Source organism: Tistrella mobilis (assembly GCF_039634785.1).
Lineage (GTDB): Bacteria > Pseudomonadota > Alphaproteobacteria > Tistrellales > Tistrellaceae > Tistrella > Tistrella mobilis.
Genome location: NZ_JBBIAB010000016.1, coordinates 38,938 through 55,139 on the forward strand (window position 1 = coordinate 38,938; position 16,202 = coordinate 55,139).

General features: G+C 69.2%; 8 protein-coding genes. 7 read left to right on the forward strand and 1 reads right to left on the reverse strand.

From position 1 onward, the window contains the following. Positions 1–170 precede the first annotated feature (170 nt). The 5 genes from WI697_RS20110 (at position 171) to WI697_RS20130 (ending at position 11,606) form a co-directional block, all read left to right on the forward strand. Positions 171–4,898 carry a choice-of-anchor I family protein gene (locus WI697_RS20110; RefSeq protein WP_345959708.1) on the forward strand — a complete coding sequence of 1,576 codons (4,728 nt, stop codon included), beginning with the start codon at positions 171–173 and terminating at the stop codon, positions 4,896–4,898. A 14-nt stretch (positions 4,899–4,912) separates the two neighbouring features. Beyond that, positions 4,913–6,934, forward strand: coding sequence for an Ig-like domain-containing protein (locus WI697_RS20115; protein WP_345959709.1), 2,022 nt, complete (start codon positions 4,913–4,915; stop codon positions 6,932–6,934). Positions 6,935–7,079: 145 nt separating this feature from the next. Then, a complete protein-coding gene (locus WI697_RS20120; protein ID WP_345959710.1) occupies positions 7,080–8,507 on the forward strand; it encodes a TolC family protein in 1,428 nt (475 codons plus the stop codon). After that, positions 8,504–10,315 carry a type I secretion system permease/ATPase gene (locus WI697_RS20125; RefSeq protein WP_062770011.1) on the forward strand — a complete coding sequence of 604 codons (1,812 nt, stop codon included), beginning with the start codon at positions 8,504–8,506 and terminating at the stop codon, positions 10,313–10,315. The genes WI697_RS20120 and WI697_RS20125 overlap by 4 nt, the downstream gene beginning before the upstream one ends. Beyond that, positions 10,305–11,606, forward strand: a complete 1,302-nt coding sequence (locus WI697_RS20130) for an HlyD family type I secretion periplasmic adaptor subunit (RefSeq protein WP_062770008.1) — start codon at positions 10,305–10,307, stop codon at positions 11,604–11,606. The genes WI697_RS20125 and WI697_RS20130 overlap by 11 nt, the downstream gene beginning before the upstream one ends. Positions 11,607–11,614: 8 nt before the next feature. On the opposite strand, the gene WI697_RS20135 is transcribed toward WI697_RS20130, so the two are convergent. Beyond that, on the reverse strand, positions 11,615–12,697 hold the full coding sequence (locus WI697_RS20135; protein WP_345959711.1) for a GGDEF domain-containing protein: 1,083 nt from the start codon (positions 12,695–12,697) through the stop codon (positions 11,615–11,617). A 289-nt stretch (positions 12,698–12,986) separates the two neighbouring features. On the opposite strand from WI697_RS20135, the gene WI697_RS20140 reads away from it, so the two are divergent. Further along, a complete protein-coding gene (locus tag WI697_RS20140) occupies positions 12,987–14,447 on the forward strand; it encodes a sensor histidine kinase (protein WP_345959712.1) in 1,461 nt (486 codons plus the stop codon). Between the two features lie 217 nt (positions 14,448–14,664). Further along, entirely contained in the window at positions 14,665–16,191 is a 1,527-nt protein-coding gene (exaC, locus tag WI697_RS20145) for an acetaldehyde dehydrogenase ExaC (protein ID WP_041605524.1), read from the forward strand. Positions 16,192–16,202: the final 11 nt, after the last annotated feature.

The following is a 16,202-nucleotide window of genomic DNA, read 5'->3' on the forward strand; positions in this document are numbered from 1 at the left end:
CGGTCCTGTCCCGAAGCTGCAACTTTCCTTGGGCATCTTCCACACCTGGGCGCCGCGCAGGGCTTCAGACGAAAGCATGCGCGGCGTCGCACCTGTCCAGAATTTCCCGACAGAAACGGACCCGGTGACGGCGATCCCCCGCACCGGTCCGCAAGCCGGAGATACGGTTCATGCAGCTCCAGATCCTGCACGCCTCTGACCTTGAGGGTGGCGTCGATGCCATCGGTCGTGCCGCGAATTTTGCGGCGCTGGTCGATGCCTTCGAAGACGACTACGCCTATTCGATCACCTTGTCCGCCGGCGACAACTATCTGTCGGGCCCGTTCTTCAACGCGGCCGCCGACCCGTCCTTCGGCGCAAGCGGCGTGCTGGATCAGGTCTATAACGACCTTTACGACCTGGCGGATGGCGAGGGCTATGCCGGTCTCGGCGCCGGCGCCGGCCGGGTCGACATCTCGATCATGAACGTGATCGGCTTCGACGCTTCGGCCTTCGGCAATCACGAGTTTGACCTCGGCACCGGCACGGTCGGTGGTCTGCTGACCCCGAATTTCGGTGCGGCCGACGGCGTCGCCGATGACGGCTGGGTCGGCACCCAGTTCCCCTATCTCTCGGCCAATCTGGACTTCTCGGGCGATTCGAGCCTGCGGGGCCTCTATACCGGCGAGATCCTGACCTCGGATGCCTTCGCGACGGGCCCCGAGCAGTCGGCGACCTCGACCACCGCGCCCAAGATCGCGCCGGCGACCCTGATCGAGGTCACCGACCCCGAGACCGGCATCGTCGAGACCGTCGGTGTGGTCGGCGCCACCACCCCGGTTCTCGGCACCATTTCCTCGCCGGGCGGTGTCGACACCATCGGCACCGATCAGAACGACATGGCGGCGCTGGCCAGGGTGCTGCAGCCGGTCATCGACGAGGTGATCGCCCAGGGCGTGAACAAGGTCGTTCTCGTCAGCCATCTGCAGCAGATCGCGCTGGAGCAGGAGCTGGTGAAGCTGCTGCACGGCGTCGACGTGGTCATCGCCGGCGGTTCCGACACCATCCTCGCCAATGAGGACGACGTGCTGAACCCGGGCGACGAGGCGGTTGCCGGCTACCCGATCGTCACCACCAATGCCGATGGCGATACCGCGGTCGTGGTGTCGACCGACGGCGAGTATTCCTATCTGGGCCGCCTGATCGTCGAGTTCGACGACGAGGGCAAGGTGATCGCAGAGAGCGTGACCAACCCGGATAACGGCCCGGTCGCGAGCACCGAAGAGAATGTCGCCGCCGCCTGGGACGGCGATCTGGATGCCGCCTTCGCCGAAGGCACCAAGGGCGATCTGGTCGACGATCTGGTCGACGCAGTCGAGGCCGTGGTGGTCGAGAAGGACGGCAACATCCTCGGCCAGACCGACGTCTATCTCGACGGCGATCGCGCCGATGTCCGCACCCAGGAAACCAATCTGGGCAATCTCTCGGCCGATGCCAATCTGGCGGCGGCGCGTGAGGTGGACGACACCGTGATGGTCTCGATCAAGAATGGCGGCGGCATCCGCGCCGGCATCGGCGAGGTCGTGGTCGACGATGCGACCGGCCAGGTGTCCGCCCTGCCGCCCCAGGCCAACCCGGTGGCCGGCAAGGACGCGGGCGACATCTCGCAGCTCGACATCGAGAATGCGCTGCGCTTCAACAACACGCTGTCGATGCAGACCCTGACCGCCGCCCAGCTGAAGGCGGTGATGGAACATGCGGTCGCCGCCAGCGGCAACGGCGCTACCCCGGGCCAGTTCGCCCAGGTCGGCGGCATGACCTTCGCCTTCAATCCCGAGCGCGCCGCCGGCGACCGCATCGAGACGCTGCAGATCGTCAACGAGGCGGGCGAGGTGGTCGACACCATCGTCTCGGGCGGTGAGGTGCAGGGCGATGCCTCGCGGCCGATCCGGGTCGTGACGCTGGGCTTCATGCAGGAAGGCGGCGACGGCTATCCCTTCGCGGAATTCGCCGAGGCCGATCCCGATTTCGCCAATGTCGTGGCGCTGGACGAGAACAACGTCGCGGCCGGTGATGCGAGCTTCGCGGCCCCGGGCAGCGAGCAGGATGCGCTCGCCGAATACCTGCTCGACGAGCACAATGTCGACAATGGCGGCACCGCCTTCGGCGAGGCCGAGACGCCGGTTTCGGACGATACCCGCATCGTCGATCTTGCGGTGCAGACCGATATCGAGAGCCGCCCGGTCGCGGCCGATCGCAGCATCACCGTCTCGGGCGACGACGTCGCCGAGGGATCGGTGATCGCGCATAATGTCTGGACCACCAGCAGCGCCGACACCACCGCCGGTGCCTCGGAAATCGTCGCCTATGACAAGGCCAGCAACCGTGTCTTCGCGGTCGGCCCGAACGGTGTCGACATCATCGACGCGGCGACCGGCACGGTTCTGGGCGGCGTTGATCTCTCGGCACTCGGCGGCGCCAATTCGGTCTCGGTCAAGAACGGGATGGTCGCGGTCGCGGTCGGCGCCGAAGACAAGACCCAGCCCGGCACCGTGGTGGTGATGGATACCGACGGCGCCGAGATCGGCCGCTACACGGTCGGTTCGCTGCCCGACATGGTGACCTTCACCCCCGACGGCACCCGGATCCTGGTCGCCAACGAGGGCGAGCCCGAGGACTACACCGTCGGTGATCCGGAAGGCTCGATCAGCGTGATCGACCTGGCCTCGGGCACCGTCCAGACTGCCGGCTTCACCCAGTTCAACGACCAGATCGACGCGCTGCGCGATGCCGGCGTGCGGATCTTCGGCCCGGGCTCGACGGTTGCCCAGGATCTGGAGCCGGAATACATCGCGGTCGCGCCCGATGGCCAGACCGCCTATGTCACCCTGCAGGAAAACAACGCGATCGCCATCGTCGACCTGTCGGGCGATGCGCCGGTCGTGACCGAGATCGTGCCGCTCGGCTACAAGGACCATTCGCTGGCCGGCAACGAGTTCGACGCCTCGGATCGTGACGACGGCATCAACATCGCCAACCACCCGGTCTTCGGCATGTATATGCCGGATTCGATCGCGTCCTATGCCGGCACCGATGGCAGCACCTATCTGGTCATCGCCAACGAGGGCGATGCCCGCGAATGGGGCGATTATGCCGAGGAAGAGCGGGTCAAGGACCTGGATCTCGACCCGACCGCCTTCCCGAACGCCGACGAACTGCAGGCCGATGACAATCTGGGCCGGCTGACCGTCACCAAAGAGCTGGGCGACACCGACGGCGATGGCGATTACGACGCCCTCTATGCCTATGGTGCGCGGTCCTTCTCGATCCTGAACGACAAGGGCGAGATGGTCTTCGACAGCGGCGCCTCGATCGAGAAGATCATCGCCGCCCGCTATCCGGAACTCTGGGACGACGGCCGTTCGGACAACAAGGGCCCCGAGCCCGAGGGTGTCACCGTCGGCCACTACGGCGCCAGCACGCTGGCCTTCATCGGCCTTGAGCGTTCGAGCGCGGTGATGGTGTTCGACATCACCGACCCCGAGAACGTCACCTTCCTCGACATGATCCGCAGCGACGGCGATGTCAGCCCCGAAGGCGTGCTCTACATCGCGGCAGCTGACTCGGCTGACGGCGTCGCCAAGCTGATCGTCGCCAACGAGGTGAGCGGCACCACCAGCCTCTACAACATCGCAGCCCCGCTGGCCGTCGACCTGAACGGCGACCTGCCGGTGTTCTCGGCCGGCGAAGGCCCCGAGAAGGGCACGGTGGAGATCGACGAGAACGGCCGCTACAGCTATCAGGCCGATGCGGCGGTGCTGGGCGCGCTCGATCCGGGTGAGGTCACCACCGACAGCTTCGAGATCGTGGCGACCGACGAGGCCGGCAACACCGACAGCTCGACCGTCACCGTCGAGATCGTCGGTGCGGCCGAAGGCGGCGCGGGTGACGACCGCTTCCAGGCGGTCGAGGGCGGCGACGCCCATATGGCGGGTGCGGCCGGTGACGACATCATCGTCGGCGTCGGCGGCGACGACATGATCTCGACCGGCAGCGGTGCCGACATCGCGATCGGCGGCGCAGGCCGCGACACCGTGATGCTCGACCTCGACCCCTCCGAGATCGGGATCACCACGATGAACGCCTTCGACATCTCGCTCTATAACCGCCTGCTGGCGGCGGGCGATGCGGCCTTCGACGCCGACGCCCCGGCCTATGTGATCACCGATCTGGAGACCGGCGCGCAGACCCGGGTCCAGGCCGATGTCATCGCCTTCGGCGATCGCGCCTTCACCGTGGAAGACGGCGTGCTGACCCTGTCGGCTTCGAATGACGAGATCGATTTCGGCAGCCGCGCCGACAAGGTCGCGGGCGGTGCCGGTGACGACGTGCTCGACGGCGGTGCCGGCGACGACGTGATCGCAGGCGGTGCCGGCAACGACACCGTGCTGGGCGGCGCGGGCGACGACCAGCTCTATGACGATGCCGGCGAGGACAACCTCGCGGGTGGTTCGGGCGACGACATCATCGCCGCCGGCCATCAGGCCGGTGAGACGGTGGTGATGTTCGGCGGTTCGGGCGCCGACGTCTTCGGCCTCTCGGCCGGTGAGGACGAGGGCATCGATGTCGAGGGCATCATCGCCGACTTCTCGACCATCGAAGGCGACATGATCGACCTGTCGGGCCTGCGTGGTGCCGATGGTGCGGTGCTGACGCTGGACGACGTGGTCGGCATGGCCGAGACGGTCGACGGCAATGCGGTCATCGCGCTCGATGGTCTGACCACCACCGGTGGCGAGGCGGTTGCAGGCTCGCTGACGATCGCGGGCTTCGATGCAGCGGATCTGGACGCAGGCATGTTCGTCTTCTCGAACGGCGCCTTCGACGAGGATCTGGTCGCCGCGGCGGCGGCGGCGTGAGCGGGGGGCACGAGATGACCTTCGCCACGATCCCGTCTCTCGCGGATCTGGGCCTGGACGACGGCACCGGGGAGCTTCGGCTTCCCGGTGCCGCACCCCTGTCCGGGGCCGGCTTCCTGAACGCCACCGCACCGGTCGCCGATGCGGCGGCCCATGGCGCATTGCGTCGCCAGCTGCGCCGGCGGCTGATGCGCTTCATCGAAAACCGCGGCATGGGCCTGGGCGGTGTGGCGCTCGCCGCCCTGGCGCTCGCCGCCTGCTCGTCGGACAATGACGGCCCGCTGCCCTCGGCCGGCGCCACCGAGGCCCGGCTGGTCAAGGACCAGATCGCCGGTGCCGAGGCCTTCCTCGATGCCGACGGGGACCGCATCCGCGACGAGGGTGAGAAGGGCGACGTCTCCGATGCCGATGGCCGGGTGAAGATCGACGGCCGCGACGGCCAGATCGTCACCGAGGGCGGCATCGATACCACCACCGGCGCGGTGATGGGCCGGCTGATGGCACCGGAAGGCGCCGAGGTCGTCACACCCCTGACCACGCTGCTGGTAGAGACCGGCGATGCCGCGGAACTGCTGAAGGCGCTGGGCCTGCCCGAGGGCACGAACCTTGCGACCTTCGATCCGCTGGCGGCGCTGGGCGGGGCCGAAGACGCCCTTGCCCGCGATGTACTCGCCCAGGGCCACATGGTCTATGCAACCCTCGCCGCGCTCCAGGCGATCCAGGACGGCGTCACCGACATGGCGGCCGCCGATCGGGCGCTCGACCTGCTGGGCGCCGAGATCGAGACCGGCGACCCGATCGACCTCACCGACACCGCCTTGATCGGCGATCTGCTGGCCGGTGCCGCCGGAACCGATGCCGACACCGCCGACATCGCCCGTCTGGCCGATGCGCTGGCCGCGGTCAACGACCGGCTGGCGAGCGAGATGGCGGCCGATCCGCTGTCCGCCAGCGCACGGGCGACGGCGCTGCTGGCCGAATATGTGCTGCCCGAGGAAATCGCGGCGCTTGCCGGCGACACGGCGGATGCGTCGGCACTCGACCGGCTGGCGGCGCGCTATGGCGACGGGCTCGACGATCTGATCATCCGCCTCGCCGATGTGCTGCCGGATGTCGCCGATCCGGATGCGCAGCTGGTGGCCGGCGCCGATCTCTATGTGGTGGCGCGCGGCGAGAGCCTGGTGGTCGAGGCGGCCGATGACGACCATCCGCTTGCCAACGACATCACGCTGGATGCCGCGGGTGGCGCGCTCAAACTGGTCTCGGTCGGTGTGCCCGAGAGCATGGCGGGCGAGCTGGTCGTGACCCTCGACCCCGAGACCGGCGCGATCACCATCACCCCCGCGCTCGATTTCCACGGCACCGCCGCCTTCACCTATGTGGTCGAGGATGCCGCCGGCCATCAGGCCGAGGGCCTGGTGCTGGTCGACGTGCCGGCCTGGCGGGCGACCGATGGTGACGATCTGCTGCTCGGTACCGACGGGGCCGAGACCATCGACGGCGGCGCCGGTGCCGACCTCATCCTGCCCGGTGCCGGCGACGACACCGTCTTCGGCGGGGCCGGTGCCGATCTGATCGTGGGTGAGGCCGGCGCCGACCGGCTGGCGGGCGGTTCCGGCGCCGACCGGATCGTCGCCGCCCATCAGGCCGGCGAGGCGGTGGACCTGTTCGGCGGGTCCGGGGCCGACCGGTTCATCATCGCCCCGCGCGAGGCGGACGGCGCGCTCGATCTGGACGTCACCATCGCCGATTTCTCGCGGATCGAGGGCGACCTGATCGACCTCGGTGATCTGCGCGGTGCCGATGGTGCCCTGCTGACCATCGAGGACGTGCTGGGCCGCGCCCAGACGGTGGACGGCAATGCGGTGATCGATCTGGATGGGCTGACCGGGACCGGCGGCGGTGCCGTCACCGGCCATCTGACCCTGGCCGGCATCGATGCCGGCAATCTCGGCGCCGGGGATTTCGTCTTCGATGCAGCGCCCGCCTGGCGCGACGATCTGGACGATGCCCTCGGCACCCCGGCTGCCGCCTGACCCTGGCGCCTGACCCTGTCGCCTGACCCAGGCGCCTGACCCTGGCGCCTGACAAACCTTCCACCGGAGTGCCCCGGCACTGTTTCCCCTCACCCCGAACCATCCCCGCCGCCGCAGCCCGGCCGGCGCCACCCTGAGGCGGGTGGTGCTGGCCGGCGCCGCGGCGGCGGCGGTCTTCACCTTCGATGCGGGTCTCGCATCCGCCATGGTCGACGAGACGGCGCCGGCGGCGGAGCCGGCCCTGCCGGGCATGCCCGTGCTGCCGCCGCTGCCGCTGCCCGGCGCCTTCCGCGACGCGCCGGTTCCGGTCGCCCTTGCACCGGACGACTGGGCGCGCTTTCGCGACCGGCTGCTGACCGTTGCCGCCGATCATCCGCGCCGCGCGGTGGCGGCGGCCCGGATCGATGCCGCCCGTGGCCGGCTGGGGGAAACCCGTGCCGGCCAGTATCCCGCGGTCGATATCGGCCTCGACACCTCGCGCCGGCTGGCCGATCACGGCGTCGACACGCTCGACAGCCGGATCCGCGGCTCCGACGACCGCAGCGACGTGGTGCTGACCGCGCGCCAGTTGCTCTATGACGGCGGTGCCACCTTCGACCGGATCGACGGCGCCCGCGCCCGGGTCTCCGCCGCCCGCAACGAAGACCGGGACGAGGCGGCCCTGCTGATCCGCGATGCGGTGATCGCCCATCTGGACGTGCTGGAGGCGCGCACCCGGCTCGATCTCGCCCGTGCCGAGGCCGATGCCTATCGCGCGCTCGAAGCCCGGATCGCCGAGCGTCTGGATCTGGGCGGCGGCACCCGCGGCGACGGGCTGCGCATCGCCGCCCGGCTGTCCGAGGCGCTGGCGACCGAGGCCGCGCAGAGCCGGGCGCTCGACACCGCCGCCGAAGCCTATCTGGAACTCTATGGCCAGGAACCGCCGGCGGGGCTGATCCTGCCGCCCCGGCCCGACGCCCCGCGCGAGGTGCAGGAGGCGATCGGGCTGATCGACGGCACCAGCCCGGCGCTGGCTGCCCGCCGCGATGCCGAGCGCGCCGCGCGCTTCGATGTCGACGCCGCCGATGCCGAAGACTGGCCGGAACTCAGCCTGCAGGTGCAGGGGCGGCGCTATGACGTTTTCGACGACGGCCGCGAAAGCGATCTGGTCGGGCGGGTGGTGGTCAGCCTGCCGCTCTATGACGGCGGCGCCCGCGACGGCCGCCAGGCCCAGGCCCGCGCCGCGATGCGCGCGGCCGAGGCCGATACCGCCCGCATCCGCCGCATGCTGACCCGCGACGTTTCCGCGGCCGTGGCGGTTCGTGCCGCCCGGGACGCCGAGCTGGGCGCGCTGATGAGCGCGCTGGAGGCCAATGAGCACGCCCGCGCGATTTTCCGCGACGAGTTCGAAGCCGGGCAGCGCGACCTGCTCGACCTGATCGAGGTCGAACGCGACTACCACCTTGCCGCGGCGCGCCTGGTGTCCGGCCGGGTCGAGGCCGAACGCGCCCATTGGCGGCTGCTGGAGGCGAGCGGCGCCCTGGGCGGGGCCGTCGGCCTGCTCAGCCTCGCCCGTCAGGGAGATGACGAATGACCGCAGGCATCGACGATGACGGGACGGCCGCCGCCGTCCATCCGGGCCGGCGCCCCGGCCACTGGTTCTGGAGCGGGGTCCGCCGGGAATGGCCGGCCTTCGGCCAGATCGCGCTTGCCGCGGCGGTGATCAACCTGTTCGCGCTGGGCTCGTCGCTGTTCATCATGACGATCTATGACCGGGTCATCCCCAATGACGCGGTCGAATCGCTGGTGGCGCTGACGCTGGGCATGGTGCTGGTGCTGGTCTTCGACTTCCTGCTCAAGATGCTGCGCAGCCATGTGATCGACGTCGCCGGCCAGACCGCCGACGAGCGGATCGGCCGCCGGGTCTTCGGCCATGTGCTGCGCATCCCGCTGGAGCATCGCGCCGGATCGTCCGGCGCCTTCGCCGCCACGGTGCGCGAATTCGAATCGCTGCGGGACTTCCTGACCTCGGCCAGCCTCGCCGCCTTCGTCGATCTGCCCTTCGTCCTTCTGTTCCTGAGCGTGATCCTGATGATCGGCGGGCCGCTGGTCTGGGTGCCGGCGCTGGCGGTGCCGCTGGTGATCCTGGCCGGGCTCGCCGTCCAGCCGATGCTGGCCCGTGCCGCGCGCGAGGGCCACAAGGCCGCCCAGACCAAGCATGGCGTGCTGGTCGAAACGGTGGGCTCGCTTGAAGGCGTGAAGGGGGCCAGGGCCGAACGGATCATGGCCGGGCGCTGGCGCGATGCGGTGGAGCTTCAGGCCGGCATCCAGTCCAAAAGCCGGTTCTGGAGCCAGCTGGCGGTCAACCTTGCGAGCTTCGTGCAGCAGGGCGCCCAGGTCGCCATCGTCTTTGCCGGCGTCTTCCTGGTGCGTGAGGGCACGGTCAGCATCGGCGCGCTGATCGCGAGCGTGATCCTCTGCGGCCGGGCGCTGGCGCCGCTGGCCCAGATCGCCACGCTGCTCACCCGTCTCAACCATGTCGCTCAGAGCTATCGGGCGATCGACCGGCTGATGCGCCTGCCGGCGACGGTGGAGCCGGGCCGGCGCTATCTCACCCGCCGGACCGTCGAGGGGCGGATGACCTTCCGCGGCGTTTCCTTCACCTATCCCCGCGGCCGCCAGCCGGCGCTGACCCGCGCCGGCTTCATCATTCAGCCGGGCGAAAAGGTGGCGGTGCTGGGGCGGATCGGCTCGGGCAAGAGCACCATCGTCCGCCTGGCCTCGGGGCTTTATGCGCCGTCGGAAGGCACGGTGCTGCTGGATGACGTGGATCTGCGCCAGCTGCACCCGGACGAGCTGCGCCGCCATGTCGCCGCGGTGCTGCAGGACACGCCGCTGTTCAGCGGCTCGGTCCGCGACAACATCCTGATGGGGGCGGACGAGCCCTCGGACGAACGCATGCTGGCGGCCGCCGGCGTCGCCGGTGTCCATGATTTCATCGGCGGCATGACCGACGGCTACGACCTGATGCTGGGCGAGCGGGGCGAGGGGCTCTCCGGCGGTCAGCGCCAGGCGATCGCGCTGGCCCGCGCCCTGGTCTCGCCCGCGCGGGTGCTGGTGATGGACGAGCCGACCGCATCCATGGATGTGCGCTCGGAAACGCTGTTCGTGAAGCGGCTGAAACCGCATCTGGGCGACCGGACCCTGATCCTGGTCACCCATCGCATGTCGATGCTGGAACTGGTCGACCGGGTGATCGTGCTCGATCAGGGCCGGGTGGTGGCCGACGGCCCCAAGGCCGAGGTGCTGGCCGCACTTCAGGCCCCCGCCGACGGGGCGGCCCCGGCCAATCTTCGTGAAACCCCAACCGTCCGGCGAGGTCTCCGTGGCCATGCAGATTGATCCGGTCGCCGACCTGTTTCCCGGCGAGGCGCCGCCGCGCCGTTCGGCGGTGCCGGGCATCATCATCGTCACCGTCTGTCTGGCGGTTTTTGCGCTGATCACCTGGGCGGCCGTCGCCGAACTGGACCAGATCACCCGCGGCGACGGCAAGGTGGTGCCGTCGAAACGGGTGCAGGTGGCCCAGAATCTGGAAGGCGGCATCGTCTCTGAAATCGCGGTCATGGCCGGCGACCGGGTGGAGCCGGGCGACCTGCTGATCCGGCTGGATTCGACCCAGTTCGGCGCCGATTACGAGCAGAGCCGCACCGACTTCCTGGCGGCGCGCGCGCGGCTTGCCCGTCTGGCCGCAGAGGCGCGCTTCGAGGCCCCGGCCTTCGCGCCCGATCTGCCGGCGGAAATGATCGAGGTGGAGCGCAGCATCCATGCCGCGCGGGCCGCCGAACTGGCGGCCAGCCTGGCCATGCTCGACGCCCAGTCCCGCCAGCGGCAGGAGGCGCTGAACGAGGCCCGCGCCGCGCTGGATGCGGCCGGCCGCCGGCGCGCGCTGGCGGCGGAAGAGCTGGACGTGCTGGGCCCGCTGGTCGCCCGCGGTCTGGCGCCGAAGCTGGAGCGGATCCGCGCCGAACAGCGCCTGGCCGAGGCCGAGGGCGCGATCGAGGCCGGCCGGCTTGCGGTCGCCCGCGCCGATGCCGCGATCGACGAGGTGGAGCAGCAGCGCCGCACCACCCGCGAACGCTTCCGCACCCGCGCGATCGAGGAACTGGCCACCGCCAAGCTGGACCACGACCGGCTGGTCGAACAGCTGCCCGCACTGGTCGACAAGGTCCGCCGGACAGAGGTGCGCTCGCCGGTCAAGGGCATCGTCAACCGGGTGCTGGTCACCACCGAGGGCGGCGTCGCCACCCCCGGCCAGCCGCTGGCCGAGATCGTGCCGGTCGAAGACACCCTGCTGATCGATGCCGAGGTCAAGCCCGCCGACATCGCCTTCCTGCATCCGGGCCAGCCGGCGCGGGTGAAGCTGACGGCCTATGACTATTCGGTCTACGGCATGCTGGATGCCGAGGTGGAGACCATCGGCGCCGATGCGGTGGTCAAGGAAGACGGTTCCAGCAGCTATCTGGTCAAGGTCCGCACCACCGGCGCAGCGTTGACCGCCCCCGATGGCCATCCGCTCGAGATCATCCCGGGCATGGTCGCCCAGGTCGACATTCTGACCGGGCGGCGCACCGTGCTGGACTATCTGCTGAAGCCGGTGGTCAAGCTGCGCGAAATGGCGCTGACCGAGCGCTGAGCAAGGCGTCAGGGCTGCGGCGACGGGCCGCGGCGCCCCTTGCGCAACTCGGCATCCAGGAACAGGCTGCCTTCGGCACGGGCGAGCGCCGCGGCGGCATCCTCGCCTGCCGCAAGCCTCACCTCTCCCAGGCCGCCATCATGTCCGGCGCCCGACAGGTCGCGGATCATCCCCCGGACGATGGCCGATCGGTCGGGGTCCGTCTCGCCCGGCAGCAGCACCGCAAGACGCTGCGGGTCGATCCGCCCCAGCAGCGCCGTGGGCGGCAGCGCCCGGCGCAGGGCCGTGATCCGGTCATGCGGTGCCGCCTGCCAGCCGGTCTCGCAGACGATCAGCAGATCCCCGGCCGGAGCGGTATCCATCCGGGTCTGCAGCCCGGCCAGGAAGCCCCGGCGGTTCGGCAGGCCGGTCGGGGCGTCGGTCACCAGATCGCGTTTCAGCCGGACCCGCAGATCGCGGATCACCACGGCCATGAGCGCGATGCCGCAGCCGAGCGCGATGAGCCCCGAGGCCGCCTGCGAATAGATCGCATAGTGGCTGGAGGCATAGTCGCGTGCGGTGGCCCCCGATCCGAGCAGGATGGCGGCGACCGGCTTGCTGGCGAAGGTCAGCGTGAACAGCCAGAGACATCCGGCCAGGATCGCGTCCCACACGCTGCGGCGGCGGGCAGGCCAGACGATGACGCCGGAGATCGCCAGCGCCGTGACGAAGGGCAGCTGATAATACAGCTCGTAAGGCATGGTGTTGCGCTCACCGCCCCAGATCGCCAGGCGGATGATCAGCGATGCGGCGAAGCTTGCGGGCAACAGCCAGCGGGGCAGGGTGCGACGGTAGTGGCGGGCCAGCCCATGTGCCAGAAGATGGGCACCGGCCGAGAAACAGGCATAGCCGGTGAACGATAAGACCGTGGTCCAGGGGGTGACCCGCAGCAGAACCTCTGCGGCCGGCGCCCCGGTGCCCACCCCCCAGGCGGCGGCGATCCAGCCCAGATGCCGGAAGGCCGGGTGCGAGCGGGCGATCAGCAGGAAGACGGCGGCGAACAGCCCCGACACCACGACGTTGATCGCAAGGGCGAGCAGGCCGCCGGTCATGCGATGCTCCGCATCCGGCAATGCGGCCGCACGAGGTCTGCGTGCCGTGGCATCAGCATCTCATCCTCCCCTTCGTCCGGATCACCCGGTGTGGCACCACAGGGTGTATTTCGGAAATGATCATTCCATCGAGACGAAGCCGTCGGATGGATGGCATCCGCAGGTACCGGGGTCTTCATCACAAGTTTTCGCGTTCCGGCATCATCTTCCAAACGCTTTCTTCATGCTTCCTGTCGTTTTCTATCCAGGATAAAGCAAAGCTCCACCACATGCCGGTCCTGGAGGTTAAATGGCGCGCGACGCAGCCGATCCGGCGGCAGCCCGCAAGGGCATGTCCGGCCTTGGGTCGCAGATCTGGATCGCGGGGCTCGCGGGCCTGATGACGCTGATGCTGGCCCTGCAGATCTGGGCCGGCTTCGGCGTGATCTCGTCGACCCGTGCGGTGGCCGACGGCGACGCGCTGATGCGGGAAACCGACAGCCTGCTGCATCTGCTTCAGGAAGCGGAGGTTGCGCAGGGGCGCTATCTGCGCCTGCAGACGGCCGGGGCGCTCGACGACTACCGCCGCACCCGTGGCAGCGCGCCGGTCGCCTTCGGTCAGCTGGCACGTCTGGCAGAGGCGGAACAGGCCGACAGCGGCGCCGGGTGCAGCGTGATGACGGCGATGCTGGAAGAGGCGTTCCGGAGCATGGACCGGGTGATCGACCTCCGCCAGGCGCGCGCCGATGACGAGGTTCTGATGGCCGCGGAAGCGCGGCAGATGCAGGCGGTCGATCTGGCGCGCCAGCAGATCGCCCTGGCGCAGACCCAGATCGGCCAGCGGATTTCCGCGCGGCTTTCGGCTGCCGACGAGAATTTCACCATCGCCGCCGGCGCCTCGCTGCTGGGCTTCAGCTTCGCCATCCCGTCCGCGATCGTCATGTTCCGCCGCCTGCGCCGCAGCCGGGAGCAGGAACGCCATCTGCGCCTTCAGGTCGAAGCCGCCAATCTGCAGCTGGAAAGCCGGGTGGCGGTGCGGACGGCCGAGCTTCTGCGTGCCAATCGCGCGCTTGCCGACGCCAATGCGGTCAAGGATCGCTTCCTGGCCAATATGAGCCACGAGCTGCGCACGCCCTTGAATGCGGTGATCGGGTTTTCGGACATGATCGCGACCGAGATGCTGGGCCCTGTCGGCAACCCGCGCTACACCGGCTATGCGCGCGACATTCTGGCCAGCGGCCGCCATCTGCTGGCCCTGATCGAGGATATTCTGGACCTGTCGCGCATCCAGGCCGGGCGGATCGATATCGACCCGGTGGAAACCTCGCCGCGCCAGCTGGCGGCCGAGGCGATGTCGATCGTCTCGACCATGGCCCGCGATGCCGGTGTGGAGATCGTCTTGGAGGCGGATCAGGCCCCGGGTCAGGCCAGGCTGGATGCGCGGCGGGTGAAGCAGGTGCTGATCAACCTGCTGACCAATGCCATCCGCTATGGCAGTCAGGGGGGGGAGATCCGGCTTGGCATCGCGCCGGCCGAGGCGGCGCCCCATGCGGTGCGTTTCGTGGTGGAAGACGGCGGCGCGGGCATGACCGAGGCGGAGCTTGCCCGCGCGCTTCAGCCCTTCGAACAGGTCTCGGCCGACCGCCAGCGGCGGGCGGGCGGCACCGGGCTCGGCCTGCCGCTGACCCGCCTGCTGGTCCTGGCCCATGGCGGACGGTTCGACATCACCAGCCGCCCGGGCGTCGGCACCCGCGTGGTGGTCGAGATCTGACCCCTGTCGCAGAACGCGACAGGGGCGGCGTCGCATGCGACAGCCGGGCCGTCGCATCGCGCGACGCCGCCCCGGGTGACGCGGGGCAATGACGGATTGAAACTCCAGATATTCCGCGGTCTTATCCTGATCATTCCCGGGTGGCATGACGGTTGCGATGACCGGAACGACGGCGCGCGAGGGAATGCCGCGCCGAATGTTCCGGGAGGAAGACCTGATGGATACGATCCAGCCGAAGAAGATGGGGCTCGACGTCGACAACCCGTATAAGGGGCAGTACGAGAACTATATCGGCGGCCAGTGGGTGGCCCCGGTCGGCGGCGAATACTTCGACAACGTTTCGCCGATCACCGGCAAGCCCTTCTGCCGGGTGCCGCGTTCGGGTGCCGCCGACATCGAGAAGGCGCTGGACGCCGCCCATGCCGCCCGCAAGTCCTGGGCGCGCACCTCGACCACCGAGCGCGCCAACCTGCTGTGGCGCATGGCCGACCGGATGGAGCAGAACCTGCTGCTGCTGGCGGTGGCCGATTCGATCGACAACGGCAAGCCGGTGCGTGAGACCATGGCGGCCGACCTGCCGCTGGCCATCGACCATCTGCGCTATTTCGCCGGCTGCATCCGCGCCCAGGAGGGCGGGATCTCCGAGATCGACCACGACACCGTCGCCTATCATTTCCACGAGCCGATCGGCGTCGTCGGCCAGATCATCCCCTGGAACTTCCCGCTGCTGATGGCGGCCTGGAAGCTGGCCCCGGCGCTGGCCGCCGGCTGCTGCGTGGTGCTGAAGCCCGCCGAGCAGACCCCGGCCTCGATCCTGCTGCTGATGGAACTGGTCGGCGACCTGTTCCCGGCCGGCGTGATCAACGTGGTCAACGGCTATGGCCGCGAGGCCGGCCATGCGCTGGCGACCAGCACCCGGATTTCCAAGCTCGCCTTCACCGGGTCCACCCCCACCGGCAAGCTGGTGCTGAAGGCGGCGGCCGACAATCTGATCCCGACCACGGTCGAGCTGGGCGGCAAGAGCCCGAACATCTTCTTCGCCGACGTGATGGACCGCGACGACGCCTTCTTCGACAAGGCGCTGGAAGGGCTCGCCATGTTCGCGCTGAACCAGGGCGAGGTCTGCACCTGCCCGTCGCGCGTGCTGATCCAGGAATCGATCTATGACCGCTTCATCGAGCGCGCGATCAAGCGCGTCGAGGCGATCACCACCGGCAACCCGCTCGACCGCAACACCATGGTCGGTGCGCAGGTGTCGGAAGCGCAGATGGAGAAGATCCTCTCCTATATCGATATCGGCCGTCAGGAAGGCGCCCAGTGCCTGACCGGTGGCGAGCGCAGCCGCCTGTCGGAAGATCTGGCCAACGGCTTCTACGTCAAGCCGACCATGCTGCTCGGCAACAACAAGATGCGGATCTTCCAGGAAGAGATCTTCGGCCCCGTCGCCTCGGTCATGACCTTCAAGGACGAGGACGAGGCGCTGGAGATCGCCAACGACACCTTCTACGGCCTGGGTGCCGGGGTGTGGAGCCGCGACGGCACCCGCGCCTATCGCATGGGCCGCGAGATCGAGGCCGGCCGCGTCTGGACCAACTGCTACAACCTCTATCCCGCCCACGCCGCCTTCGGTGGTTACAAGCAGTCGGGTATCGGCCGCGAGAACCACAAGATGGCGCTGTCGCACTATCAGCAGACCAAGTGCCTGCTGGTCAGCTACAACCCGAACGCGCTCGGCTTCTTCTGAGCCGGGCATCG

What these genes read in the sequence shown, in the direction of transcription:
- WI697_RS20110 (WP_345959708.1), top strand. Translation starts at nt 171, where the DNA reads ATGCAGCTCCAGATCCTGCACGCCTCTGACCTTGAGGGTGGCGTCGAT.
- WI697_RS20115 (WP_345959709.1), top strand. Translation starts at nt 4,913, where the DNA reads ATGACCTTCGCCACGATCCCGTCTCTCGCGGATCTGGGCCTGGACGAC.
- WI697_RS20125 (WP_062770011.1), top strand. Translation starts at nt 8,504, where the DNA reads ATGACCGCAGGCATCGACGATGACGGGACGGCCGCCGCCGTCCATCCG.
- WI697_RS20130 (WP_062770008.1), top strand. Translation starts at nt 10,305, where the DNA reads ATGCAGATTGATCCGGTCGCCGACCTGTTTCCCGGCGAGGCGCCGCCG.
- WI697_RS20135 (WP_345959711.1), bottom strand. Translation starts at nt 12,697, where the DNA reads ATGACCGGCGGCCTGCTCGCCCTTGCGATCAACGTCGTGGTGTCGGGG.
- WI697_RS20140 (WP_345959712.1), top strand. Translation starts at nt 12,987, where the DNA reads ATGGCGCGCGACGCAGCCGATCCGGCGGCAGCCCGCAAGGGCATGTCC.
- exaC (WP_041605524.1), top strand. Translation starts at nt 14,665, where the DNA reads ATGGATACGATCCAGCCGAAGAAGATGGGGCTCGACGTCGACAACCCG.